At 71.1% G+C, this 24,223-nt stretch carries 20 protein-coding genes; 7 read left to right on the top strand and 13 right to left on the bottom strand.

All coding sequences use genetic code 11. From position 1 onward, the window contains the following. Positions 1-5 precede the first annotated feature (5 nt). Together ACZ303_RS12360 and ACZ303_RS12355 are read right to left on the bottom strand one after the other, a co-directional pair. Positions 6-596, bottom strand: coding sequence for a hypothetical protein (locus ACZ303_RS12360; protein ID WP_467337908.1), 591 nt, complete (start codon positions 594-596; stop codon positions 6-8). Next, positions 593-916: a hypothetical protein gene (locus ACZ303_RS12355; protein WP_467337906.1), complete on the bottom strand. Its 324-nt coding sequence runs from the start codon at positions 914-916 to the stop codon at positions 593-595. The genes ACZ303_RS12360 and ACZ303_RS12355 overlap by 4 nt, the downstream gene beginning before the upstream one ends. 136 nt (positions 917-1,052) lie before the next feature. Here ACZ303_RS12355 and ACZ303_RS12350 point away from each other — a divergent pair, with 136 nt between their 5' ends. Further along, positions 1,053-1,631: a TetR/AcrR family transcriptional regulator gene (locus ACZ303_RS12350; protein WP_467337904.1), complete on the top strand. Its 579-nt coding sequence runs from the start codon at positions 1,053-1,055 to the stop codon at positions 1,629-1,631. Positions 1,632-1,713: 82 nt separating this feature from the next. Next, positions 1,714-2,496 (top strand): oxidoreductase, encoded by a 783-nt coding sequence (locus ACZ303_RS12345; protein ID WP_467337902.1) that lies wholly within the window; start codon positions 1,714-1,716, stop codon positions 2,494-2,496. Here ACZ303_RS12345 and ACZ303_RS12340 read toward each other — a convergent pair. Further along, entirely contained in the window at positions 2,493-4,211 is a 1,719-nt protein-coding gene (locus ACZ303_RS12340) for a BCCT family transporter (protein ID WP_467337900.1), read from the bottom strand. The genes ACZ303_RS12345 and ACZ303_RS12340 overlap by 4 nt on opposite strands. A gap of 146 nt (positions 4,212-4,357) precedes the next feature. Between ACZ303_RS12340 and ACZ303_RS12335 the strand changes: the two genes are divergently transcribed. Continuing rightward, positions 4,358-5,515 carry a glycerate kinase gene (locus ACZ303_RS12335; protein ID WP_467337898.1) on the top strand — a complete coding sequence of 386 codons (1,158 nt, stop codon included), beginning with the start codon at positions 4,358-4,360 and terminating at the stop codon, positions 5,513-5,515. Positions 5,516-6,004: 489 nt separating this feature from the next. Here ACZ303_RS12335 and pssA read toward each other — a convergent pair whose 3' ends face one another. From pssA to ACZ303_RS12290, 9 genes are all read right to left on the bottom strand, one after another. After that, on the bottom strand, positions 6,005-6,859 hold the full coding sequence (pssA, locus tag ACZ303_RS12330; protein ID WP_467337896.1) for a CDP-diacylglycerol--serine O-phosphatidyltransferase: 855 nt from the start codon (positions 6,857-6,859) through the stop codon (positions 6,005-6,007). After that, positions 6,846-7,502, bottom strand: a complete 657-nt coding sequence (locus tag ACZ303_RS12325; RefSeq protein WP_467337894.1) for a phosphatidylserine decarboxylase — start codon at positions 7,500-7,502, stop codon at positions 6,846-6,848. Before ACZ303_RS12325 ends, pssA begins: the two co-directional genes overlap by 14 nt. Before the next feature lie 170 nt (positions 7,503-7,672). Beyond that, positions 7,673-8,884 (bottom strand): acyl-CoA dehydrogenase family protein, encoded by a 1,212-nt coding sequence (locus ACZ303_RS12320; protein ID WP_467337892.1) that lies wholly within the window; start codon positions 8,882-8,884, stop codon positions 7,673-7,675. Between the two features lies 1 nt (position 8,885). Then, a complete protein-coding gene (locus ACZ303_RS12315) occupies positions 8,886-9,398 on the bottom strand; it encodes a MaoC family dehydratase (protein ID WP_467338206.1) in 513 nt (170 codons plus the stop codon). Between the two features lie 5 nt (positions 9,399-9,403). Beyond that, complete coding sequence (locus tag ACZ303_RS12310) at positions 9,404-10,366, bottom strand: HpcH/HpaI aldolase/citrate lyase family protein (protein ID WP_467337890.1); 963 nt, start codon at positions 10,364-10,366, stop codon at positions 9,404-9,406. Continuing rightward, positions 10,363-12,375 (bottom strand): protein meaA, encoded by a 2,013-nt coding sequence (locus ACZ303_RS12305; protein WP_467337888.1) that lies wholly within the window; start codon positions 12,373-12,375, stop codon positions 10,363-10,365. Before ACZ303_RS12305 ends, ACZ303_RS12310 begins: the two co-directional genes overlap by 4 nt. Before the next feature lie 15 nt (positions 12,376-12,390). Beyond that, entirely contained in the window at positions 12,391-13,728 is a 1,338-nt protein-coding gene (gene ccrA, locus ACZ303_RS12300) for a crotonyl-CoA carboxylase/reductase (RefSeq protein ID WP_467337886.1), read from the bottom strand. A 392-nt stretch (positions 13,729-14,120) separates the two neighbouring features. Continuing rightward, complete coding sequence (locus tag ACZ303_RS12295) at positions 14,121-14,957, bottom strand: TetR family transcriptional regulator (protein ID WP_467337884.1); 837 nt, start codon at positions 14,955-14,957, stop codon at positions 14,121-14,123. A gap of 85 nt (positions 14,958-15,042) precedes the next feature. Then, entirely contained in the window at positions 15,043-16,869 is a 1,827-nt protein-coding gene (locus tag ACZ303_RS12290) for a 3-hydroxyacyl-CoA dehydrogenase family protein (protein WP_467337882.1), read from the bottom strand. A 350-nt stretch (positions 16,870-17,219) separates the two neighbouring features. Between ACZ303_RS12290 and ACZ303_RS12285 the strand changes: the two genes are divergently transcribed. After that, positions 17,220-17,864 (top strand): HEAT repeat domain-containing protein, encoded by a 645-nt coding sequence (locus tag ACZ303_RS12285; protein WP_467337880.1) that lies wholly within the window; start codon positions 17,220-17,222, stop codon positions 17,862-17,864. On the opposite strand, the gene ACZ303_RS12280 is transcribed toward ACZ303_RS12285, so the two are convergent. Beyond that, positions 17,834-18,343, bottom strand: coding sequence for a GNAT family N-acetyltransferase (locus ACZ303_RS12280; RefSeq protein WP_467337878.1), 510 nt, complete (start codon positions 18,341-18,343; stop codon positions 17,834-17,836). The genes ACZ303_RS12285 and ACZ303_RS12280 overlap by 31 nt on opposite strands. 197 nt (positions 18,344-18,540) lie before the next feature. On the opposite strand from ACZ303_RS12280, the gene ACZ303_RS12275 reads away from it, so the two are divergent. The 3 genes from ACZ303_RS12275 to ACZ303_RS12265 all read left to right on the top strand — a co-directional run bounded on the left by ACZ303_RS12275 (position 18,541) and on the right by ACZ303_RS12265 (position 24,158). Then, the gene (locus tag ACZ303_RS12275; protein ID WP_467337876.1) at positions 18,541-19,002 is read left to right on the top strand and encodes an SRPBCC family protein; all 462 of its coding nucleotides are present in this window, start codon (positions 18,541-18,543) and stop codon (positions 19,000-19,002) included. Positions 19,003-19,223: 221 nt separating this feature from the next. Further along, positions 19,224-21,617 (top strand): MFS transporter, encoded by a 2,394-nt coding sequence (locus tag ACZ303_RS12270; RefSeq protein WP_467338204.1) that lies wholly within the window; start codon positions 19,224-19,226, stop codon positions 21,615-21,617. Positions 21,618-21,779: 162 nt separating this feature from the next. Beyond that, positions 21,780-24,158: a SpoIIE family protein phosphatase gene (locus ACZ303_RS12265; protein ID WP_467337874.1), complete on the top strand. Its 2,379-nt coding sequence runs from the start codon at positions 21,780-21,782 to the stop codon at positions 24,156-24,158. The last annotated feature ends 65 nt before the right edge of the window (positions 24,159-24,223 follow it).

Here is a 24,223-nt window from a genome sequence, read left to right as displayed (position 1 = left end):
TCTGTTCACCCCTGCTCCGAAGGGCTCCGCCCCTGCTTCAGGGGCCGCTTGTAATAGCGCCAGGGGAAGGATCCGGAGCCGACCTGGGTCCACCCCTCGCTCTCCATCCGGCGGTGCCGGCTGCCCACCGCGAACGGCACCCGGCGGTGCTCCCACGGGTGGTCGGACTTCTCCACCACATGGAAGAACGGGCCGTAGTCGACCGCGTGCCAGCCGTCCAGCCCCGCTTCCGTCAGCGCCTGCATCTCGTCGAACGCGGTCAGCGGCGTCAGCACCCGGCGCTCCGCGGCGCCGGAGGTGTCCGGGTCGGGCCCCTTGGCGGCGAACCGCTGCTGGGCGGCCTGCCGGCTCACGCCGAGGACGCCGCCCACGGTGTCCCAGCTGTGTCCCGCGGCCCGTGCGCCCTGTACCGCTTCGCGCAGGAGCCGGCTGGTCTCCTCGGCGCCGGCGCGCGACGCGGCGACCAGGCGGAGATAGCCCTCCGGGTCGTGCTCCAGCGACGCGGCCAGCCCGTCCGGCGCGCCGAGGACGGCGGCCGCGATCCCCTCCCGGATGCGGTGGGTCTCCTCGGGGCCGAGCAGCTCTTCGCCGCTCATCGCCGCCCACCCGCCGGGCCCTCGGCGCGCAGCGGCTCCAGCGCGTCCAGCGTCTCCAGGTCGCGCCGCCGGTCGGCCTCGGTGTCGGCGGCCTCGGAGGTGACGGCGGTGCTCCGGGCGTGCGACCACCCGAAGAGCGTCGCCATGCCGAGAACGATCAGGAGCTCGGCGGCGATCAGGGCGACGAATGCCGGGGTCCCCAGGTCGTCGGCGATCGAGATGCCCAGACTGATCAGGGCCGCGGCGGGCGTCAGAGTGGCGACGACGATGCCGGTGAAGGCGGGCCGGGAAACGGCCGAGGGCCGTGACGTAGTGATCATGATGTCAAGATTCCCTTGACGTCGATCATCTGTCAACTTTTTCTTGACATCTACCCTGTGGCGGGGGTGAAGGGGTGAAGGGGTCGACCCGAAAGGGTAATTGACCTGTGGGTCAAGAACCCTCTATGGTCTTCTCATGGGCAGACCGAAGCAGTTCGACCCGGAAACGGCCGTCGAGAAGGCCATGGGCGTCTTCTGGCGCAAGGGCTACGCCTCCACGACGCCGCAGGACCTCGTGGATGAGCTCGGCATCGGCAAGGGCAGCCTCTACCACGCCTTCGGCAGCAAGCACGCCCTGTTCGAGCGTGCGCTGGAGCGTTATCGCGACACGCAGTCGGCCGCCCTCGTCGAGCTGCTCGACCAGCCCGGACCCGTGCGGCCCAGGCTGCGTGCCGCGCTGGAGCTGCTGATAGAGACGGACTTCGGCGATCCCGCGCGGCGGGGGTGTCTGGCCGTGAACACGGCCACCGAGCTGGGTGGCGTGGACGCCGCGTCCACCGACCTCGTGCGCTTTATGTTCACGCGCACCGAAGCCGCCTTCCAGGCGGTGCTCGAAGAGGGCCGGCGGGCGGGTGAGTTCGAGGCGGACCGGGACGCCCGTACGACCGCCAGCCTGCTGTTGGCCACGCTCGTGGGCATGAGGGTCATCGCCAAGGCCGACACCGATCCCGCCCGGCTGCGCCGCGTCGTGGACGCGGTGCTCGACACGCTCTGAGTCCGGTCTGAGTCCCGGCCCGCCGGGCCGGGGTTCGCCCGTACCCATATTGTGTACCTACAGGTAAAGAAAAGAGACCGACATGGATCTCCACCTCACCGGCAAGACCGCCCTCGTCACCGGCGCCAGTCGCGGCATCGGCCTCGCCACGGTCAGGCGGCTCGTCGCCGAGGGCGTACGCGTCGTCGGCGCGGCCCGCACGATCACGCCGGAGCTGACGGAGACCGGCGCCGCCACCGTCGCCGTGGACCTCGCCGGCCCGCACGGCGCGGCCGCCCTCGTCGAGCGGGCCACGGCCGAGCTGGGCGGCATCGATCTGCTGGTCAACAACGTCGGCGGCGGTGACGCCGTGGAGCTCGGCGGATTCCTCGACGCCGACGACGACCAGTGGCTGGCCAACCTCGACCTCAACTTCTTCAGCGCCGTACGGACCAGCCGGGCCGCCCTGCCCGGCATCGTCGAGCGGCGCGGGTCCATCGTGAACGTCTCCTCCATCAACTCCCGGCTGCCCGCCGCCGGCCCCGTCGCCTACAGCGTGGCGAAGGCCGCGCTCACCGCCCTCGGCAAGTCCCTCTCCGAGGAGTTCGGGCCTCGGGGGGTGCGCGTCAACACCGTCTCGCCGGGCGTGGTCCGCACCGCGATATGGGAGGCCCCGGACGGCTATGGCAGCAAGGTGGCCGCCGCCGCGGGCGTCGGACACGAGGAGTTCCTCGGCCGGGTGCCCGAGCTGTTCGGCATGGCCAGCGGGAGGATCACGGAGGCCGACGAGGTGGCCGCCCTGATCGTCTTCCTCCTCTCCGACGTGGCGGGCAACATCACCGGCGCGGACCACGTCATCGACGGCGGCACGGTCAAGACCGTCTAATCCCGCGGGCCGTCGTCCTCCTCGCCGCGGTCGCGGGCGCTCTCCGCGACCCGTCGCAGGCGGGGATGGCGGACCGGACCCTGCTCGGTCATCGCCTCGCCGACCATCGTGCGCAGCGCGTCCCGCAGGCCGTGCATCGCGTGGTGGCGGGCCGGGCCCGCGCCCGGGTCCTCGCGCAGCTCCTTCAGCAGCGCCCAGCACAGTGCCAGCATCACCAGCACGAACGGCAGGGCGACCAGGATCGTCGCCGATTGGAGGGACTTCAGACCACCGGCCACCAGCAGCACCGCCGCGACCGCCGCCATCAGCACGCCCCACGTCACCACCAGCCAGGTGCGCGGGTGCAGCGCGCCGCGGCTGGAGAGCGAGCCCATCACCAGGGACGCGGAGTCGGCGCTGGTGATGAAGTACGTCATCACCAGGGCCATCGCGATCCACGACGACAGCGTCTCCAGCGGCAGCGTGTCCAGCAGCGCGAACAGCGACGCCTCGGCGCCGTCCTTCACCGTCCCCGCCATGTCGGCCGCGCCCGACATGTCCAGGCGCAGCGCGCTCCCGCCCATGACGCAGAACCAGACCACCGTCGCACCGCTCGGCACCAGCAGCACCCCGATGAGGAACTCCCGGATCGTGCGGCCGTGCGAGATGCGGGCGATGAACGTACCGACGAAGGGGGCCCACGACAGCCACCACGCCCAGTAGAAGATCGTCCAGGCGCCCAGCCACTGCGGGTCCGTGAACGCGCCGGTGCGCGTCGCCAGCGGCACCAGGTCGTGCAGATAACCCCCGGCGGCCGCCGGGATGGTGTTGAGGACGAAGACCGTCGGGCCGAGGACGAAGACGAAGAGCATCAGGCACGCGGCCAGCACGATGTTGAGGGTGCTCAGCCACTTCACGCCCTTGTGCAGGCCGGAGAACGCCGACAGGACGAACGCCGCCGACAGCGAGCCGATGATGATCAGCTCCAGGGTGGTGGAGTCCTTGACACCGGTGGTGATGTTCAGGCCCTTCGACACCTGGAGCGCGCCCAGGCCGAGGCTGGTGGCCGTGCCGAAGACGGTCGCGAAGACCGCGAGCAGGTCGATGAACCGGCCCGGCCAGCCGGCCGCCCGCGCCTCGCCCAGCAGCGGGACGAACGCCGAGCTGAGCCGGTTGCCGCGGCCCTTGCGGAAGCCGGCGTACGCGAGGGCGAGGCCGGACATGCCGTAGATCGCCCACGGGTGCAGGGTCCAGTGGAAGAAGGAGTACTCCAGCGCCGTACGCGCCGCGCCGGGGGAGCCGGCCGTGACTCCGCTGCCGGGCGGTGGCGAGACGAAGTGCTGGAGCGGCTCGCCGACGCCGTAGAACATCAGGCCGATGCCCATGCCCGCGCTGAACATCATCGCGATCCACGCGAGGTTGCCGAACTCCGGCCGGTCGTCGTCCCTGCCCAGCCGGATGCGGCCGAAGCGGCTGACGGCGATGACCACGCACAGGGCGAGGAAGACGTCGGCCGCGATGACGAACAGCCAGGCGAAGTTGGACAGCACCCAGTTCAGGGCGGTCGAGGACACCTGGTCGAAGGAGTGCTTGGCCAGGGCGGCCCACGCCACCACCGCGAGGACCGCGGCGCCACCGATCGCGACGAGGGTCAGGTCCGGCGGCCCGTCCTGGGACGCGGTGGTGGGGCTGGGCGGACCGGGCGGCCCGGCCGACTCGTACGCGTCGGTGCTCATGTCGCCCCACTATGGCCGGGATCGATCCGATTGCGTGGGCTGGCACGCCGTTTTCCGGGATGGGTAACCGCGCATACGTCCGGGTAGGGTCGCTGCGGCGCGACTGCCTGTGCGAGAGCACGGCCCGGAAGCAAGGGGATGGCGAGATGGCAGACGCTGCGAGGACGACGGCCGGGGTGCCTCGGGTGCTGGTGGCCGCGGACAAGTTCAAGGGCTCGCTGACGGCCGCGGAGGTCGCCGAGCACATCACGGCCGGGCTGCGGCGGGCCGCGCCTGGCGTGGAGGTCACCGCCCTGCCCGTCGCCGACGGCGGCGACGGCACGGTCGACGCCGCGGTGGCGGCGGGGTTCGAGCGCCGCGAGGCGCGGGTGACCGGGCCGCTGGGCGAGCCGGTCACCGCCGCGTACGCGCTGCGCGGCGACGGCACGGCCGTGGTGGAGATGGCCGAGGCGTCGGGGCTGCGCCGCGCGGACCGGCGTGCGCCGCTGACCGCCACGACGTACGGCACCGGGGAACTGGTGCGGGCCGCGCTCGACGCCGGCGCCCGCACGGTCGTCCTCGGCGTCGGAGGCAGCGCCACGACGGACGGCGGGGCGGGCATGCTGGGCGCGCTGGGCGCGCGCTTCCTGGACGCGCGGGGACGGCCGCTACGGCCCGGCGGAGGCCCGCTGGCGGAGCTCGCGAGCGCGGACCTCTCCGGTCTGGACGGGCGACTCTCCCGCACCCGCTTCGTCCTCGCCAGTGATGTCGACAATCCGCTGACGGGCCCCAAGGGCGCCGCAGCGGTGTACGGGCCGCAGAAGGGCGCCTCGCCGGCCGACGTCGCCGCGCTGGACGCCGCCCTCACCCACTACGCGCACGTCCTGGAGCGCGTGCTCGGCCCGCACGCCGCCGAGCACGTGCTCGCGCCGGGCGCGGGCGCGGCGGGCGGCATCGGCTTCGGGGCCCTGGTCGGCCTGGGCGCGGTCTTCCGCCCGGGCATCGAGGTGATGCTGGAGGTCCTGGGCTTCGACGCCGCGCTGACCCGGGCGGACCTGGTCATCACGGGCGAGGGCTCCCTGGACGCCCAGACCCTCCACGGAAAGGCTCCCGCCGGGGTGGCGGCAGCGGCGCGCGCGCACGCCGTCCCGACCATCGCGGTCTGCGGCCGCGTGACGCTGTCACGAGCCGACCTGCGCACGGCGGCCATCGACCGCGCGTACGCCATGACGGACCTGGAACCGGACCTGTCACGCTGCGTGTCCGAAGCGGGTCCTCTGCTGGAACGTCTAGCGGAACGCGTCGCGAGGGATTACCTGCGGTAGGCGGGGCAACCCTACGGGCCGCACGTTCGTACGGCACCGCTGCTGTGCCGCTGCCGCTGTCCTGGCGTCCGGCGCCTCTGGTCTCCCGGCGCCCCGCCGGGGGAGTGACGCCGACCTCTGCGGTCGGGCCAGCCGGCCGCGTGCTCGTAGGTGCGCCTGGTGATGCTGCGGGCGTGGTGCACCGGTGCCGGGTGCGCTGGTTCCGCACCGCCGGTCCGCGCCGTCCGGCGTCTCACCGTCGCGGCGGGAGGAAGGCGCGGCCCCGAGGGGCGTGCCCCTCGCCGCCCCCGTCCTGCCGTCCCGTCATCCCGTCGGCCTGCCGCCCCGGCATCCCGCCGATCCAGCGCCCCGCCCAGGACCCGGCCGGCCGCCCAGGGGCCCCGCCCACCCCGCTCAGGGCGCCTCCAGAGGCCCGGAAACGCCGACGACGTGGGGCCCCGGGCAGATGCCCGGGCCCCACGTCGTGGTCGGTTCAGCGGCGTCGTTGCGCTAAGGCAACTGCGCCGCCCGTGCCTCGCGGCGGTTGTCGCGGATGGTGTTCACCCTGCGCGCCGTCGCGAAGAGCGGGATCACCGCGCCCAGGACGACCTGGAGGGCGCAGCCGGTCTGGAGGAGGAGCTCGCCGCCGGGGGCGTCGAAGGCCCAGGCCGCCAGCAGGCCCATGCTCAGCACGATCCAGCTCAGCATCGCCACCGCGAGGCGCCCCCGCGGCTTGGGGTACTCGACGCGGCTCACCATCAGCCACGCCACCCCCACGATCGCCAGCAGCGTCGGGACGAACGGCAGCTCCAGCAGCACGATGGAGACGACCGTCAGCGCCCCGAAGGGGCTCGGCATCCCCTGGAAGATGCCGTCCCGCAGCTGGACGCACGAGAAGCGCGCCAGACGCAGGACCACCGCCAGCAGGACCACGACCGCCGCGACCGCCGAGACGCGCTGGTGCGCGTCGTCGGCGACCATGCCCCAGACCACCACGAAATACGCGGGGGCCAGGCCGAAGCTGATCAGGTCCGACAGATTGTCCAGCTCCGCGCCCATCGCCGAGCTGCGCAGCTTGCGCGCCACGAGCCCGTCGAAGAGGTCGAAGACCGACGCCAGCAGCATCAGTATCACCGCGGTCGCCGCGCTGTGGCGGGCCATGCCGCCGTCCTCGTTGCCCGTCAGGTGCGGGATGAGAACGCCGGTGGTGGTGAAGTACACCGCCATGAAGCCACAGATCGCGTTACCGAGAGTGAGCGTGTCCGCTATCGACAGCCGCGTGGACAGCGGCATGTCGACCTCGTCCTCCGCCGCCTCGGCCTCGGGCACCCAGGAAGCCTGTGTGTCCTGATCAATCACGGTCAAGGCGTGTCACCCCCGCCGTGGTGGGCTGGCCGACCTCGACCGCGACCTCGATCCCGGCCGGGAGGTAGACGTCGACGCGCGAACCGAACCGGATCAGACCGATCCGCTCGCCCTGCTCCACCTTCGTGCCCTGCGGCACGTACGGGACGATCCGACGGGCGACGGCGCCGGCGATCTGCACCATCTCGATGTCACCGAGCTCGGTGTCGAAGTGCCAGTGGACGCGCTCGTTGTTCTCGCTCTCCTTGTTGAACGCCGGAACGAATCCACCGGGGATGTGCTCCACCGACGTCACCGTGCCGGCCAGCGGCGCGCGGTTGACGTGGACGTTCAGCGGGCTCATGAAGATCGCGACGCGGGTGCGCCCGTCCTTCCACGGCATGATGCTCTGCACCACGCCGTCGGCCGGGGAGATGACCCGGCCCTGGGTGATCTCGCGATCGGGGTCGCGGAAAAACCACAGCATGCCCGCCGCGAGCGCGGTGGTGGGCACGGCCAGCGCCGCCCAGCGACCGGAGCGCCGGGCGCGGGCGAGGCTGACCGCCGCCGTGGCGACGGTCGGGAGGAGCCACGGCGATGCTCCGCGCGCGAGGCGTACGCCAGCAAGGCTGTCGCGTGGTGCAGAGGAAGAGCTGTGGGGCATGGGTGACCTTCGTAGCGGAGGGTGCCGCGTAACGATTGGGGGACGGCGGCTTTCCGGGGATGCTATCGGTTGCGGGCGGCAACTGGCCAAGCGCCAGGGCCAGTCGATGGCCGAAGTCCGATGACTGGGTGTGATCTTCTTCTCGGTCAAACAACCCCTAATCGGGACAATTAACCCTGGAGTCGGTACTCCTCGAGTAGCCGACGCCCAATGATCATTTTCTGGATCTCGGCCGTACCCTCCCCGATGAGCAGCATCGGGGCCTCGCGGTAGAGGCGCTCGATCTCATACTCCTTGGAGAAGCCGTAGCCGCCATGGATACGGAAGGCGTCCTCGACCACTTCCTTGCAGTACTCGGACGCCAGGTACTTGGCCATTCCGGCCTCGAGGTCATTGCGCTGCCCCGAGTCCTTCTTGCGTGCCGCGTTCACCATCATCGCATGCGCCGCTTCGACCTTTGTCCCCATTTCGGCCAGTTTGAATTGAATGGCCTGATGCTGCGCGATGGGTTTTCCGAAGGTGTGGCGCTGCTGGGCGTAGGAAACGCCCAGTTCGAAGGCGCGCTGAGCGACGCCGCAACCACGCGCTGCGACATTGACCCGGCCGACCTCCACGCCGTCCATCATTTGGTAAAAACCGCGACCGGTGGTGCCGCCCAGCACCCGGTTCGCCGGCACCCGCAGCCCATCCATGATCAATTCAGTGGTGTCGACCCCCTTGTAGCCCATTTTGTCGATCTTTCCGGGAATGGTCAGACCTGGCTTGACCTGCCCGAATCCCGGTTCCTTCTCGATGAGGAAGGTGGTCATCGACTTGTGCGGCGCGGTGCCCGCCGGATGCCCCTCGTCGGTCCGGCAGAGCACGGCCACGAGCGTGGACGAGCCGCCGTTCGTCAGCCACATCTTCTGGCCGTTGAGCACATAGTCACCGGAGTCGCCGTCCAGCACGCCCTTCGATGTGATAGCCGACACATCCGAGCCCAGCCCCGGCTCGGACATCGAGAAGGCGCCCCGCACCTCGCCCGTCGCCATCCTCGGCAGGAAGTACTCCCGCTGCTCCTGCGTACCGTGCTGCTTGAGCATGTAGGCGACGATGAAGTGCGTGTTGATGATTCCCGACACACTCATCCAGCCGCGCGCGATCTCCTCGACGCACAGCGCGTATGTGAGAAGCGACTCACCGAGCCCGCCGTACTCCTCCGGGATCATCAGCCCGAACAGGCCGAGTTCCTTGAGGCCCTCGACTATCCGGGTCGGGTACTCGTCGCGGTGCTCCAGCTCGGTCGCGACCGGAATGATCTCTTTGTCGACGAATTCACGGACCGTGGCGAGGATTTCCCGCTGGATGTCCGTCAGGCCGTCGGTCTGCGCGAGGCGTCGCATCTCACTTCTCCCGGGTGATCGGCTCGGGGCGGCCGGGCTGCTCTCCGCCGCGCTCCTCGATGTACGTGGCGGTGGGCACCATCACCTTGCGCCGGAAGACACAGACGACGGTGCCGTCCTGCTTGTAGCCCTTGGTCTCGACATACACGATCCCGCGGTCGCTCTTGGACTTCGAGGGCGTCTTGTCCAGCACCGTGGTCTCGCCGTAGAGGGTGTCGCCGTGGAAGGTCGGCGCGATGTGCTTCAGCGACTCGACCTCCAGATTCGCGATCGCCTTGCCCGAGACGTCCGGCACCGACATGCCCAGCAGCAGGGAGTAGATGTAATTGCCGACCACGACGTTCTTGCCGAAATCGGTCGTCTTCTCCGCATAGTTGCTGTCCATGTGCAGCGGATGGTGATTCATCGTGAGCAGACAGAAGAGGTGGTCGTCGTATTCGGTGACCGTCTTGCCGGGCCAGTGCTTGTAGACATCGCCGACGGTGAACTCTTCATAGGTACGGCCGAACTGCATGGTGCTCACGCCTCCGGAACTTCGAACTTGGACGTACGGGTCATGCCCGCCGCGCGCCCCTTGCCGGAGACGACCAGCGCCATCTTCCGGCTGGCCTCGTCGATCATCTCGTCGCCGAGCATGGCCGAGCCCTTCTTGCCGCCCGCCTCGGAGGTGCAGTACTCGTACGCGTCCAGGATCAGCTCGGCGTGGTCGTAGTCCTCCTGCGACGGCGAGAAGATCTCGTTCGCCAGCTCCACCTGGTCCGGGTGCAGCACCCACTTGCCGTCGAAGCCCAGCGCGGCGGCGCGGCCGGCCACCTCGCGGTAGCCCTCGGCATTACGAATCTGAAGGTAAGGGCCGTCGATCGCCTGGAGATCGTTGGCGCGAGCCGCCATCAGAATGCGCATCAGGATGTAGTGATAGGCGTCCGCGCCATAGCCGGGAGGCTGGTGGCCGACGACGAGGGACTTCATGTTGATGGAGGCCATGAAGTCGGCCGGGCCGAAGATGATCGTCTCGACGCGCGGCGACGCGGCGGCGATGTCGTCGACGTTGATCAGGCCCTTGGCGTTCTCGATCTGCGCCTCGATGCCGATGCGCCCGACCTCGAAGCCCATGGTCTTCTCGATCTGCGTCAGCAGCAGGTCCAGCGCGACGATCTGCTGGGCGTCCTGCACCTTCGGCAGCATGATGCAGTCGAGGTTCGGGCCGGCGCCCTCCACGACCGTGACGACGTCGCGGTAGGTCCAGTGCGTCGTCCAGTCGTTGACCCGTACGACCCTGGTCTTGCCCGTCCAGTCGCCGTTGTTGAGCGCGTCGACGATGGTGTGCCGGGCGCCCTCCTTGGCGAGCGGCGCGCAGGCGTCCTCCAGGTCGAGGAAGACCTGGTCGGCCGCCAGGCCCTGCGCCTTCTCCAGGAACCGCGGGTTGCTGCCGGGGACGGCGAGGCAGGAGCGGCGCGGCCGCAGACGGTTGGGCGTGGTCATGCGGGGACCTCCAGAGGGTCGAGGTGGTTCGCTTTCCGGATCTCGTCGACGATACGGCCGATGATCTCCGTGATACCGAAGTCCTTGGGTGTGAATACGGCCGCGACACCCGCCGCCCGCAGGGCGACGGCGTCCGCGGACGGGATGATGCCACCGACGATCACCGGCACGTCGTCCGCCCCGGTGCTCCGCAGCCGTGTCAGCACGTCCGGCACCAGCTCGGCGTGCGAGCCGGAGAGGATCGACAGGCCCACGCAGTGCACGTCCTCGGCGACGGCCGCCGAGACGATCTGCTCCGGGGTGAGCCGGATGCCCTGGTAGACCACCTCGAAGCCGGCGTCGCGGGCGCGTACGGCGATCTGTTCGGCGCCGTTGGAGTGCCCGTCCAGGCCGGGCTTGCCGACCAGCAGGCGCAGCTTGCCGCTGCCCAGTTCGTCGGCGGTCCGGGTGACCTTGGCACGGACGGCCGCGAGCGGGGTGCCCGCCTCCGCCGTGACGGCCACGGGGGCGCTGCTCACGCCCGTAGGGGCGCGGAACTCGCCGAAGACGTCCCGCAGGGCCCAGGCCCACTCGCCCGTCGTCACACCGGCGCGTACGCACTCCAGCGTGGCCGCCATCAGGTTGTCGGTGCCCGCCGCCGTCTTCTTCAGCGCCGACAGCGACTCCTGGGCGCGGCCCTCGTCGCGGTCGTCGCGCCAGCGGTGCAGCGACGCCACGACGCGGGCCTCGTTCGCCGGGTCGACCGTCATGATCGCGGTGTCGAGGTCGGCGGTGAGCGGGTTGGGCTCGGTGGACTCGTAGCAGTTGACGCCGACGATCTTCTCCTCGCCGGCCTCGATCCGGGCCCGCCGCTCGGCGTGCGAGGAGACCAGCTGGGACTTCAGATAGCCGGACTCCACGGCGGCCATCGCGCCGCCCATCCGCTCGATGCGCTCCATCTCGGCGAGGCACTCGGCGACCAGGTCGGTCACCTTCGCCTCGATGACGTGCGAGCCGGCGAAGATGTCCTCGTACTCCAGCAGGTCGCTCTCATGGGCGAGGACCTGCTGGATGCGCAGGGACCACTGCTGGTCCCACGGGCGGGGCAGGCCCAGCGCCTCGTTCCAGGCCGGGAGCTGTACGGCGCGGGCGCGGGCGTCCTTGGAGAGCGTGACGGCCAGCATCTCCAGGACGATGCGCTGGACGTTGTTCTCCGGCTGGGCCTCGGTCAGCCCCAGGGAGTTGACCTGGACGCCGTAGCGGAACCGGCGCTGCTTGGGGTTCTCGATGCCGTAGCGCTCCCGGGTGACCTGGTCCCAGATGCGGCCGAAGGCGCGCATCTTGCACATCTCCTCCACGAAGCGGACGCCCGCGTTCACGAAGAACGAGATGCGGGCGACGACCTCGCCCTTGCGCTCCTCCGCGATCTGGCCCGACGCGAACACCGCGTCGAGCACGGCGATCGCGGTGGACATCGCGTAGGAGATCTCCTGGACCGGTGTGGCGCCCGCTTCCTGGAGGTGGTAGCTGCAGATGTTGATCGGGTTCCACTTGGGGATGTTGTTCACCGTGTAGGTGATCATGTCCGTCGTCAGCCGGAGGGACGGCCCGGGCGGGAAGACGTGCGTGCCCCGGGAGAGGTACTCCTTGACGATGTCGTTCTGGGTCGTCCCCGACAGCCTGGTGATGTCGGCGCCCTGTTCCTCCGCGACCACCTGGTACATCGCCAGCAGCCACATCGCGGTGGCGTTGATGGTCATCGAGGTGTTCATCTGCTCCAGCGGGATGTCCTGGAACAGGCGCCGCATGTCACCGAGATGGGCGACCGGGACTCCGACCCGACCCACCTCGCCGCGGGCGAGGATGTGGTCGGAGTCGTAGCCGGTCTGCGTCGGCAGGTCGAACGCGACCGAGAGACCGGTCTGGCCCTTGGCGAGGTTGCGGCGGTAGAGCTCGTTGGACGCCTCGGCCGTGGAGTGTCCGGCATAGGTCCGCATCAGCCACGGACGATCCTTCTGACGCTCAGTCATGTGTGCACGTCTCTCTCAGACGTTCCGGAAGCGGTTGATCGCGTCGATGTGACGGGCGCGGAGCTCGTGGTCGGTGACGCCCAGGCCCTCCTCGGGGGCGAGCGCGAGGACGCCGACCTTGCCCTGGTGGAGATTGCGGTGGACGTCGTAGGCGGCCTGGCCGGTCTCCTCCAGCGTGTACGTCTTCGACAGGGTGGGATGGATCTTGCCCTTGGCGATCAGGCGGTTGGCCTCCCACGCCTCGCGGTAGTTGGCGAAGTGCGAGCCGACGATCTTCTTCAGCGACATCCACAGGTAGCGGTTGTCGTACTCGTGCTTGTAGCCCGAGGTGGAGGCGCAGGTGACGATGGTGCCGCCCTTGCGGGTGACGTACACGGAGGCGCCGAAGGTCTCCCGGCCCGGGTGCTCGAAGACGATGTCGACGTCCTCGCCGCCGGTGAACTCGCGGATGCGCTTGCCCAGGCGCTTCCACTCCTTGGGGTCCTGGTTGTGCTCGTCCTTCCAGAACTTGTAGCCCTCGGCGTTGCGGTCGATGATCGCCTCGGCGCCCATCCGCCGGCAGATCTCCGCCTTCTGGTCGCTGGAGACCACACAGATGGGGGTGGCGCCGCCGGCGAGGGCGAACTGGGTGGCGTACGAACCGAGTCCGCCGCTCGCGCCCCAGATCAGGACGTTGTCGCCCTGCTTCATGCCGGCGCCGTTGCGGGAGACCAGCTGGCGGTACGCGGTGGAGTTGACCAGCCCCGGCGCCGCGGCCTCCTCCCAGGTGAGGTGCTTGGGCTTGGGCATCAGCTGGTTGGACTTCACCAGCGCGATCTCCGCCAGGCCGCCGAAGTTGGTCTCGAAGCCCCAGATGCGCTGCTCGGGGTCGAGCATGGTGTCGTTGTGGCCTTCGGCGCTCTCCAGCTCCACCGACAGGCAGTGCGCGACGACCTCGTCGCCGGGCCGCCAGGCGTTGACGCCGGGGCCGGTGCGCAGCACCACGCCCGCCAGGTCCGAGCCGATGACGTGGTACGGCAGGTCGTGCCGCTTGCCGAGCGGCGAGGTGCGCCCGTAGCGCTCCAGGAAGGCGAAGGTCGAGACGGGCTCGAAGATCGAGGTCCAGACGGAGTTGTAGTTCACCGAGCTGGCCATCACGGCCACGAGCGCCTCGCCGGGCCCCAGTTCGGGGACCGGCACCTCTTCGACATGGAGCGACTTGCGCGGGTCCTTCTCCCGGGTCTCGAGGCCGGCGAACATCTCGGCCTCGTCCTTGTGCACGGTCACCGCGCGGTAGGACTCGGGGACGGCGAGGGCGGCGAAGTCCTCGGTCGTGCTGTCTGACGCCTGGATCGCGTCGAGTATGTGGTTCACGGTATTGCCTCCGGCGAAGCGCGTCGGGGAACGGCTTGAGGGAACGTCGGGGGTGGTGCAGAGGCGGTGCCGTCGGTTCGGCGGGTGGTGCTCAGGGGTCTGGCGTGGCGCGGGTAGCGCTGAAGGGGCCTGTGACGCAGGCGTCCGGGCGCACGGCGTACTTGGGGTACTTGTGGGGACAGCCGGCGCACGACGGTTGTGTCTGCGCGCCGGCCGCCCGGACACCCACAAGGTATGGCACCGCGTGCCACGCGACAAGACACTGGGTGCCAACAATTTCTCTCAGATGTCATCCGGATGGCACGCATGAGCAACAACGGCCGCCCCTGGCGGGACGGCCGTTGTGTGGAATGTCGGTATATATAGGTGTTCTTCCCGGGCGCTTTCCGGACTCAGCTCTTCTTGAGGGCCTTCTCGATGGCCCGCATGACCTCGTCCAGGGGCGCGTCCGTACGGGCCACCGTGACCAGCACCTCGCCCTGGGCCCGTGCCGTGGCGGCCGGGGCGGCCTCGCCGTCCGGCGCGGGGCGCCCGGCGCCGATGCCCGTGCCGAAGGTCTCCCGCACGATCGAGAAGGCGTGGTCGAGCTGTGCCTCGACATCGCCCACGCCGCCGCCGCGCAGCCAGCGCCGCAGCACGTGGTTGTGCGCGGTGACGACCGCGGAGGCGGCCACCTCGGCGAGCAGGGGGTCGTCGTCGCCGACGTGGTGGGCGCTCTCGTCGAAGTGGCCCAGGAGGTAGCGGGTGAACAGCCGCTCGTAGCGGGCGACCGAGGCGATCTCGCGCTCGCGGAGCGCGGGCACCTCGCGGGTCAGGCGGTAGCGCTCCACGGAGACGGCCGGGGAGGCCGCGTACATCCGCATGACCTCCTTGATCCCGCGGCAGACCGTGTCGAGCGGGTTCTCGTGCGCGGGGGCGGCGTCGAGGACGCCCGCCGCCCGGACGAGCGTGTCGTCGTGGTCGGGGAAGATGGCCTCTTCCTTGGAGCGGAAGTGGCGGAAGAAGGTCCGGCGGGCGACGCCGGCCGCGGCCGCGATCTCGTCGACGGTCGTCGCCTCGTAGCCCTTCGTCGCGAACAACTCCATCGCGGCCGCGGCGAGTTTGCGGCGCATGGTGAGTCGTTGGGCGGCGGCGCGGCGGCTGCCTGCGCTCTCGGTGCCGGCGTGCGGCTCCCGGGGTTCTTCGGCGGCCGCGCGCGTGGTGCGGGCGGCCTTGGCGGGCTGGGGCATGTGGGGAACGTAACACGCGTCCGTGTGGGCGTGCCGGGGCGGACTGCCGGCCGGTTCGAGCAGACCGCCCCAGCCCGGGGTTCCGTCAGGCCTTCGCATACTCGCGGAAGCCGCGGCCCGTCTTGCGGCCCAGGCAGCCCGCCGCCACCAGGTGCTCCAGCAGCGGCGCCGGCGCGAGCCCGGGGTCGCGGAACTCGCGGTGCAGGACCTTCTCGATGGCCAGCGAGACATCGAGGCCGACGACGTCGAGGAGCTCGAAGGGGCCCATCGGATAACCGCCGCCGAGCTTCATCGCGGCGTCGATGTCGTCGAGCGTCGCGTAGTGCTCCTGCACCATCTTGACCGCGTTGTTGAGGTACGGGAAGAGCAGCGCGTTGACGATGAAACCGGCCCGGTCGCCGCAGGCCACGGCGTGCTTGCGGATCCGGGCGCACACGGCGCGGACCGTGGCGTGGACGTCGTCGGCGGTGAGGACCGTGCGCACCACCTCGACGAGCTTCATCGCCGGGGCGGGGTTGAAGAAGTGCATCCCGATGACGTCCTGCGGCCGGGAGGTGGCGCGGGCGCAGGCGATGACGGGCAGCGAGGACGTGGTGGTGGCCAGCACCGCGCCCGGCTTGCAGATCTTGTCGAGCGCGGCGAAGAGCTGCTGCTTGACCACCAGGTCCTCGGCCACCGCCTCGACGGCCAGATCGACGTCCGCGAAGGCGTCGAGCGAGCCTGCCGGGGTGATCGCGGCGAGTGCCTCCTCGCGCTCGACGGCCGTGAGCCGGCCCTTCTCCACCGACCTGGCCAGGGACTTGGCGATCCGGGCCTTCGCGGCGTCGGCCTTCTCCTGGGAGCGGGCCGCCAGCACGACCTGGTGGCCGGCCTTGGCGAAGACCTCCGCGATGCCGCTGGCCATCGTGCCGGACCCGGCGACGCCGACGGACCGCACCTCGCGCATCGCCGGGCCGGCCGCGGCCGGGGCGGGGGTCCGGTCGTCCGGCACGACGACGGCGGAGTCCGGCGCGTCGTAGGTGTAGAAACCGCGACCCGCCTTGCGGCCGGTCAGCCCGGCCTCGGCGAGCTGGCCGAGGATCGGGGCGGGGGCGTGCAGCCGGTCGTGCGAGGCCGCGTACATCGCCTCCAGGACCGTACGGGCGGTGTCGATGCCGATCAGGTCGAGCAGCGCGAGCGGGCCCATCGGCAGCCCGCAGCCCAGCCGCATCGCCGCGTCGATGTCCTCGCGGGTCGCGTAGTGCGACTCGTACATCGCGGCGGCCTGGTTGAGGTAGCCGAACAGCAGTCCGTCGGCGACGAACCCGGGCCGGTCGCCGACCGCGACCGGCTCCTTGCCGAGCTCGCGGGCGAGCTCGGTGACGGCGGCGACGGCGGCGGGCGCGGTGAGCACCGAGGAGACGACCTCCACCAGCTTCATCGCCGGCGCCGGGTTGAAGAAGTGCAGGCCCAGGACGCGCTCGGGGCGGGCCGAGTCGGCGGCGAGACGGGTGACGGACAGGGCGTTGGTGCCGGTCGCCAGGATCGTCCCAGGGCGCACGACGGCGTCCAGGGCGGTGAAGACCTCGTGCTTGAGGGCGTAGTCCTCCGGGACCACCTCGATCACCAGGTCGGCGGGGGCCGCGTCGCTCAGATCGACGGAGGTGCGGAAGCGGGCCAGGACGGCCTGCCGCTCGGTCTCGGTGATCCGTTCGCGCCGCACGGCGCGGGCGGTGGAGATCTCCAGCGCGCGGACGGCGTGCGCGCCGGCGGCCTCCGAGACGTCGATGCCGATGACCTCGCGGCCGGCCTGGGTGAGCACGTCGGCGATACCGGTGCCCATGGTGCCGAGGCCGACGACGGCGACGGTACGCAGCGCAGAAAGGGAGGAAAGGGGAGAAGGGGACGGCTCAGGGGTGGACGGACGGTCCATCGCGAGACTCCAGAAGGTGTTCCCCTTGTGCGGGGGATACGTCGGTTGAGTGAGCGGGCCCTGGCGGACCGCGGCGACCGTGGGATTTCCGGGTACGGGTAAGGAGCGCCCACGGAAAGGGAGTTGAGAGACCGGCGGGCCCTGTCCCGGGGCCCTGCCGTCATGACGTGCCGAACCGACGAACCGACGTCAATGTCTGAGCGAGTGGAGCGATGGCGGCTGCGTCACCAGGCCGCCCGAGCGGGTGTGCCGCTCTTGCCGGGAGATTAACTCACGGGTAACCAAGAGCGCCAGGGTCCGAGCGCGCGACTTACGATGTGGTCCAGGCCACTCGGGGAGGAGAGCGGGCAATGGAAGAAGAATTTCGCGCGTTGTTGAAGCGGGTACGGGCGGAACTGGTCGGCCCCGCCGAGTTCGCGACCTTCGAGGAACTGCTCGCGCTCGTCCGCGCGGGCGACCCCGGCCCCCGCGGCGAACGCCGCGCCCGGCGCCGCGACGAGCTCGCCGAGATCCTCGTGGCCGACGAACAGCCGCTCTGGGCGCGGGAGATCGCCGCCTTCGCGCTCGGCGCCGAGGGTGACCGCCGGGCCTTCGAAACCCTCGTCCTCCTCCTCAACTACCGCGAACCCGTGCGCTGCGCCACCGCCGCCCGCGTCCTGGCCCGCCTCGGCGACCCCCGCACCGCCCGCGCGGCCGCCGCCCTCGCCACGAACCCGCTGCGCACCGCCTACGCCCTCCACCCCATCCGCCTCCTCACCGAACTCCGCGCCCCCGAGTCCGTCCCGGCCCTGATCTCCACCCTGGAACGCCTCCTCGCCGCCCGCGACCACTGCTGGCCCGTCGCCCGCGCCTGCGTCGAGGGCCTGGGCACCCTCGGCGACCGCCGCGCGGAGGACGTCCTGGTGGCGGCCCGCCGCCATGACCGCTTACGCGACGCGGCGCACGAGGCGCTGGCCATGCTCGATCAGCGCCCGCCCACCGACCCGCGGACGTAGCGCACCTCGGGCACGCCGTCCTCCACGGTTTCGGTGCCGTCGGGCACGAAACCGGCGCACTCGTAGAAGCGGCGGGCGCGCGCGTTGCCCTTCACCACCCACAGCGACAGACGCCGGAAGCCGCGCCCGGCCGCGCCGTTGATCACAGCGGCGCACAGGGCGCGGCCGACACCGGTGCCGATGAGGTCGGGCCACACGTAGAGGGCGTACAGCTCGCCCGTCCCGGCCGGCCCGGCGGTGCGGGACGGCCCGTAGCAGGCCCACCCCAGCACCGCCCCGGCCTCCTCGGCGACCAGGTTCACCACTTGGCCGTCGGCGGCGGCCAGGCTTCGCCGCCGCTGCTCAGCGTCCCGCTCCACGTCCATGGCGTCGAGGACGTCCTGCGGCATCAGTCCGGCGTACGTCCGCTGCCAACCGCGCACCCGGATCTCGGACACCTTGTCGACGTCGGCCTCGGTCATCTCGCGCACGCGCATCATGGGGCGACGTTAGTGCCCGCCCGCCCGGGCGGACCGGGATTTATGGCATCGCCTCGTCCGCTCGTACGGTCTCCTTCGGGATGAGAACATGAGTTCGCAAACGGCGACCCGCCCCGGATTTGGGCGGGTGTGGCGATGGTGGTTGGCTGGGGCGAGAAGGCAGGTACGCCACAGCACGACGTCCGGGAGGACAAGCCATGGGCCAGGTCGAGGCCGCCACGGAGCGGATCATCGCGGCGGACCCGGAGGAGGTGTTCGACGCGCTGGCGGACTACACCGGCACCCGGGCCAAGCTGCTGCCCGAGCACTTCAGCGAGTACGAGGTGCGCGAGGGCGGCGACGGCGAGGGCACCCAGGTGCACTGGAAGCTCCAGGCCACCAGCAAGCGCGTCCGCGACTGTCTGCTGGAGGTCACCGAGCCGACCACCGGGCAGCTGGTCGAGAAGGACCTCAACTCCTCCATGGTCACCACCTGGACCGTCACCCCGGCCGGCGAGGGCAAGGCCAATGTCCTCGTCTCCACCGTCTGGAACGGCGCCGGCGGCATCGGCGGATTCTTCGAGCGGACCTTCGCGCCCAAGGGTCTCGGCCGCATCTACGACGCGGTCCTCGCCAAGCTGGCGGCGGAAGTTGAGAAGGGCGGCGGGGCCCAGAGCTGAGGCTTCACCGTTTCGAGTGGTTTCCCCGGCGGCGCCCTGGTGTGCCGTATGCCTCCGACCGGCGAAAAGCCGCACAGAGGGCACTCTCCGGTCATTCGTCGCGCTTGCTAGCTGTCGTCGCGAAATGCGAGAAAAGGGCGGCGATGCAGGCGCGATGAGGGGAGCGTTACGTGGGCGGGACCACACTCGGGGCCACCTTGGTGCAGAGCGACGGACTGCCCGTGGCCCGGAACGTCGGGTCGCCGCTCGGCACCCCGCTCCCACCCGCGCCCGAGCCGGCCCCGGCCCCTCCGGAACCCCGGAGCGGCCCGGCGCGGGTGCGGCTGGTCTTCGCGGGGCTGCTCCTCGCGCTGCTCCTCGCCGCACTGGACCAGACCGTCGTCGCCACCGCGCTGCCGAAGATCGTCGGCGAACTGCACGGCCTGGACCGGATGTCCTGGGCCGTCACGGCCTATCTGCTGAGCTCCACCGCCGTCCTGCCGGTCCACGGCAAGCTGGGCGACCTCATCGGCCGCAAGGGCCTCTTCCTCTTCTCGGTCATCGTCTTCGTCATCGGCTCCGCCCTCGCCGGCCGGGCCAACACCATGGACCAGCTCATCGCCTTCCGCGTGGTCCAGGGCATCGGCGGCGGCGGACTGATGATCGGCGTCCAGGCGATCATCGCCGACATCGTCCCGCCCCGGGAGCGCGGCCGCTTCATGGGCGTCATCGGCGCCGCCTTCGGCCTCGCCTCCGTCGCCGGCCCGCTGCTCGGCGGCTTCTGCGCCGACCACGCCTCCTGGCGCTGGTGCTTCTACCTCAACATCCCGGTCGGCCTGCTCGCCTTCGCCGTCGTCGCCTTCGGGCTCAGGCTGCCCCGGCCCGCACGCCGGGCGCGCTTCGACACGGTCGGCGCGCTGCTGCTCATGGGCTTCTCGACGTGCCTGGTGCTGCTCACCACCTGGGGCGGCACGGAATACGAGTGGGGGTCCCGCGTCATCCTCGGCCTCGCCGCCGCCGCGGTCGGCACCGCGCTGCTCTTCATCGCGGTCGAGAACGTCGTCGCAGAACCGATTATCCCACCGCGGCTCCTCCGCGACCCGGTCTTCACCGTCTGCGCGGTCGTGGGCGCCGCGGTCGGCGTCGCCCTCTTCGGCGCGGCCGGCTATCTGCCGACCTTCCTCCAGATGGTCTACGGCGCCGACGCCACCGAATCCGGGCTGCTGATGCTGCCGATGACGGTCGGCGTCGTCCTCGCCTCGCTCGTCACCGGCCAGCTCATCAGCCGCACCGGCCGCTACAAGGTCTTCCCCGTCCTCGGCGGCGCCGTCGCCGCGGTGGGCATGTATCTGCTCTCGCACCTCGACACCGACACCGAACGCGCCGACTACAGCGTCTGGATGGGCATCCTCGGCATCGGCATCGGGCTGGCCCTGCCGGTCCTCGTCCTCGCGGTGCAGAACTCCGTCCACCCCTCCGACCTCGGCACCGCCACCAGCGCCAACAACTACTTCCGGCAGATCGGCGGTTCGGTCGGCGCGGCCGTCTTCGGCACCCTCTTCGTCCACCGGCTCACCGGCCGGCTCGCCGACGAACTGCCCCACCGCGCCGGGCTGCCCGCGCCCGACTCCCTCACCCCGCGACTGGTCCACGCGCTGCCCGCCGCCCTGCGCGACAGCTACGTACGGGCCTACGCCGACGCCATGCCGCGGCTCTTCCTCTACCTCGTACCGGTGCTCATCCTCGGCTTTCTGTTCGCCTTCCTGCTGAAAGAGAAACCCCTGGTGTCCCACAACGGATCCGAAGCCCCAGTCATCCCGTCCGCGCGTCCGGCACCGCCGGACGAGACCTCGGTCACGGCAACCACCCCCTTCGTCGCGGGAATCCCGGTCACCGGCACCGTCCAGCACCCGGACGGCACCACCGTCCCGCGCGCCGCGCTGACCCTCATCGACGTCCGCGGACAGCAGATCGGTCGCGGCGCGAGCGGTGAGGACGGGCGGTACGCCTTCAGTACCCCCGGCACCGGCTCGTACGTCCTCATCGCCGCCGCCGGAGGCCACCAGCCGCAGGCGGTCACCGTCACCATCGGCGAACGGCCCGTCGAGCTCGACGTCATCCTCGGCGGCGCCGGCCGCCTCGCCGGCACCGTCCTCACACCGGACGGCAACCCCGTGCGCGACGCCCTGGTGACCCTGACCAATGTGCACGGCGAGGTCGTCGCCTCCACCCGCACCGGCCGCGAAGGCAACTACGTCATCTCGGAGTTGGTCGCCGGCGAGTACACCCTCGCCTCCAGCGCCCCCGCCTTCCGGCCCGCCGCCCTGCCGGTGACCGTCCAGTCCTGCCGCGAGACCCGCCAGGACATCGAGCTCGCGGGCGGCGCGGTGCTGCGCGGCATCGTACGGGCGGGGGCCGGCCGGGTCGTGGAGGACGCCCGCGTCACGCTCCTGGACGCCGCGGGCAACGTCGTCGACTCCGCGACCACCGGCTCCGACGGCGTCTTCCGCTTCGTGGACCTCTCGGCCGGCGAGTACACCGTCATCGCCGCCGGATACCCGCCCGTGGCAACGGTGTTGCAGGTCGCGGGCGGCGGCCGTACCGAGCGGGATCTCCAACTCGGCCATTCCGACTAGCCGCCGGCCGGCTTCCGGGGACCGGTACGCGACGTGCGCCGGGGTGCTCACGCCCCCCGGCGCACGGCATCTTCGCCAATGCCACACGCCCGGGCCGCCCCGGGCCCTACGGTGGTAGTGGTGGCGCAGATCTTGCGTACGCGTACGAAGGAGCAACCACCCATGGACCGTGGCAGGCCGGAGCCCGTACCCGCGCAGCGACGAGCAGTCCCAGGCCGGATCCCGCTCGCCGTGGCCGTGGTCGACTTCGCCGGGCTGGTGACGCACTGGAGCGCCGGCGCCGCCAGGCTCTTCGGGCACACCCGCGAGGAGGCCGTCGGCAGCGCCGCCACCGATCTGATGCCGGTGAGCGGCGCGCTGTCCGCCGCGCCCGACTACCCCAGCTGCGGGCGGGCCCGCCACACCGACTCCGGGCGCGGCCCCGTCGATGTGCTGTGGTGGGCGTATCCGCTGGTCGGCTCCGGCCCGGAGCGGCTGCTCGTGCTGGCCTCCGACGCCGGCGGGCCGCCCGGCACCCCCGACCCGGCGGCCCCCGGCCTGGCCCCGGGCTTCGTCCCGCACACCGACCTCCCCGACGGCGCGGAGCTCGCCGAACGGCTGCCGGACATCCTGCCCAGCATGGGTCCCGCCAGGAGCGGCCGCATCGTCTCCCAGGTCCTCGAACTGGGCTATCCCGTCCTGGAGATCAGCCGGAGCGAGCGGATCCCCGTCACCCCCGACTGGGGTCTGCCGAAGTACGTCGAGCGCCGGGCCCGCCTGGCAGGGGCCGCCGGGGCCGGACGGCCGGTGCGGCCCGCCGGCGAGCCGCACCCCGACGGTGACCTGGAGCCCGATCTCGAATACGCCGCCGTGCGCGAGCGCCTGGAGTTCCTCAACGAGGTCAGCGGCCGCATCGGCACCTCGCTGGACCTGGAACGCACCATCCGCGAGGTCACCAGCGCCGCCGTGCCGCGCTTCACCGACTTCGCCGGCACGCACCTGCGCGCCGCCGTCCTAGCCGGCGAGGGCTTCCCCGACGGCCCGCCCGACGTCACCACCGTCTGGCACCGCGTCTGGGTCGAGCACAACGACGAGCCCGGCCGCTGGGACGACACCGTCCCCATCGGCGAGGCCATCGCCTTCCCCGAGCACACCCCGTTCTTCCAGTGCATGGTCACGGGTGAGCCCGTGCTCATCCCGCGCATCGGCGAGGAGCTGGGCAACCGCATCTCCGGCCAGTTCGAGAAGCGCGACCTGCGTCCGCTGATCAACGGCCGCTCCATGCTGGTCGTGCCCCTCAAGGCACGCGACGTGGTCCTCGGATTCATGGTCCTCATGCGCCGCGACGGCCGCGAGCCCTTCAACGACATGGACCGCACCACGGGCGCCGAAATGGCCGCGCGCGCCGGGCTCGTCCTGGACAACGCCCGCATGTACACCTACCAGGAGAACGTCGCCGAGACCCTCCAGGACAGCATGCTGCCGCAGTTCACGCCACGCATGCCCGGCTGCGACACCGCCACCCGCTATCTGCCCGGCACCCGCCTCGGCCGGGTCGGCGGCGACTGGTTCGACACCATCAAGCTGCCCGGTTCGCGCACCGCCCTCGTCGTCGGCGACGTCATGGGCCACGGCCTCAACGCGGCCGCCATGATGGGTCAGCTGCGCACCGCCGTGCAGACCATGGCCGCCCTCGACCTGCCGCCCGAGCAGCTCCTGCGCAACCTCGACGACCTCGCGCAGCGCCTCGGCGAGCACTATCTGGCCACCTGCCTGTACGCCGTCTACGACCCGGTCCGCTCGCGGCTGAGCATCGCCAACGCCGGGCACATCCCGCCCGTGCTCGTCCGCGCGGAGGACGGCCGCAGCGAGCTGCTGACGCTGCCCACGGGCGCGCCGATAGGGGTGGGCGGGGTGGCGTTCGAGACGGCGACGGTGCGAGTGTCGCCCGGCGACCGGCTGGTGCTGTGCACGGACGGGCTGGTGGAGGTCCGGGGCCAGGACATCGGCACGGGCCTGGCCGCGCTCTGCGAGTCCGCCGCCCACCCGGCCGCCTCCATGGACGACGCCTGCGACACCATCATCCGCGCCCTCAACACCGGCGACGGCCGCAAGGACGACGTCGCGCTGCTGATGGCCCGGCTCAACGGCATCCCTTCGGAGCACGTTGCCCAGTGGCGGCTGGAGCGGGAGCCCGCCGCGGCGCGCCGGGCCCGCGCGCTCGTCCGCGACCGGCTGCTGGAGTGGGGGCTGCCGGCGGCGGTGGAGACCGCCGAGGCCCTCGTCAGCGAGATCGTCACCAATGCCGTACGGCACACCGAGTCCCGCTCCGTGGGGCTTCGACTGGTGCGTACGGAGACGCTGTTGTGCGAGGTCACCGACGAGGACCACAGGCTTCCGACGCTGATGGGCGCCGGGCCGTCCGAGGAGTTCGGGCGGGGGCTGAGAGTGGTGGGCGCGCTGGCGCGGGAGTGGGGAGCGAGCCACGACCGGCAGGGCAAGACGGTGTGGTTCGAGCAGTCGCTGATCCGCGCCGGGCGCCCCAGGTCGAACATCGCGTGAAAGTAGGTGTCAGGCCCTTGCTCGGGGGCGTGGCGGGTGGTCAAGATCATGACGATCCGTCACGC

This window comes from Streptomyces sp. NPDC023527 (assembly GCF_055560115.1).
This window is presented reverse-complemented; position numbering and strand designations above follow the sequence as displayed.

Bases quoted from the DNA above. Each gene is read 5' to 3' on its own strand.
- ACZ303_RS12360 (WP_467337908.1), bottom strand. From the start codon at position 596: ATGAGCGGCGAAGAGCTGCTCGGCCCCGAGGAGACCCACCGCATCCGG.
- ACZ303_RS12355 (WP_467337906.1), bottom strand. From the start codon at position 916: ATGATCACTACGTCACGGCCCTCGGCCGTTTCCCGGCCCGCCTTCACC.
- ACZ303_RS12350 (WP_467337904.1), top strand. From the start codon at position 1,053: ATGGGCAGACCGAAGCAGTTCGACCCGGAAACGGCCGTCGAGAAGGCC.
- ACZ303_RS12345 (WP_467337902.1), top strand. From the start codon at position 1,714: ATGGATCTCCACCTCACCGGCAAGACCGCCCTCGTCACCGGCGCCAGT.
- ACZ303_RS12340 (WP_467337900.1), bottom strand. From the start codon at position 4,211: ATGAGCACCGACGCGTACGAGTCGGCCGGGCCGCCCGGTCCGCCCAGC.
- ACZ303_RS12335 (WP_467337898.1), top strand. From the start codon at position 4,358: ATGGCAGACGCTGCGAGGACGACGGCCGGGGTGCCTCGGGTGCTGGTG.
- ACZ303_RS12325 (WP_467337894.1), bottom strand. From the start codon at position 7,502: ATGCCCCACAGCTCTTCCTCTGCACCACGCGACAGCCTTGCTGGCGTA.
- ACZ303_RS12320 (WP_467337892.1), bottom strand. From the start codon at position 8,884: ATGCGACGCCTCGCGCAGACCGACGGCCTGACGGACATCCAGCGGGAA.
- ACZ303_RS12315 (WP_467338206.1), bottom strand. From the start codon at position 9,398: ATGCAGTTCGGCCGTACCTATGAAGAGTTCACCGTCGGCGATGTCTAC.
- ACZ303_RS12310 (WP_467337890.1), bottom strand. From the start codon at position 10,366: ATGACCACGCCCAACCGTCTGCGGCCGCGCCGCTCCTGCCTCGCCGTC.
- ACZ303_RS12305 (WP_467337888.1), bottom strand. From the start codon at position 12,375: ATGACTGAGCGTCAGAAGGATCGTCCGTGGCTGATGCGGACCTATGCC.
- ACZ303_RS12295 (WP_467337884.1), bottom strand. From the start codon at position 14,957: ATGCCCCAGCCCGCCAAGGCCGCCCGCACCACGCGCGCGGCCGCCGAA.
- ACZ303_RS12290 (WP_467337882.1), bottom strand. From the start codon at position 16,869: ATGGACCGTCCGTCCACCCCTGAGCCGTCCCCTTCTCCCCTTTCCTCC.
- ACZ303_RS12285 (WP_467337880.1), top strand. From the start codon at position 17,220: ATGGAAGAAGAATTTCGCGCGTTGTTGAAGCGGGTACGGGCGGAACTG.
- ACZ303_RS12280 (WP_467337878.1), bottom strand. From the start codon at position 18,343: ATGATGCGCGTGCGCGAGATGACCGAGGCCGACGTCGACAAGGTGTCC.
- ACZ303_RS12275 (WP_467337876.1), top strand. From the start codon at position 18,541: ATGGGCCAGGTCGAGGCCGCCACGGAGCGGATCATCGCGGCGGACCCG.
- ACZ303_RS12265 (WP_467337874.1), top strand. From the start codon at position 21,780: ATGGACCGTGGCAGGCCGGAGCCCGTACCCGCGCAGCGACGAGCAGTC.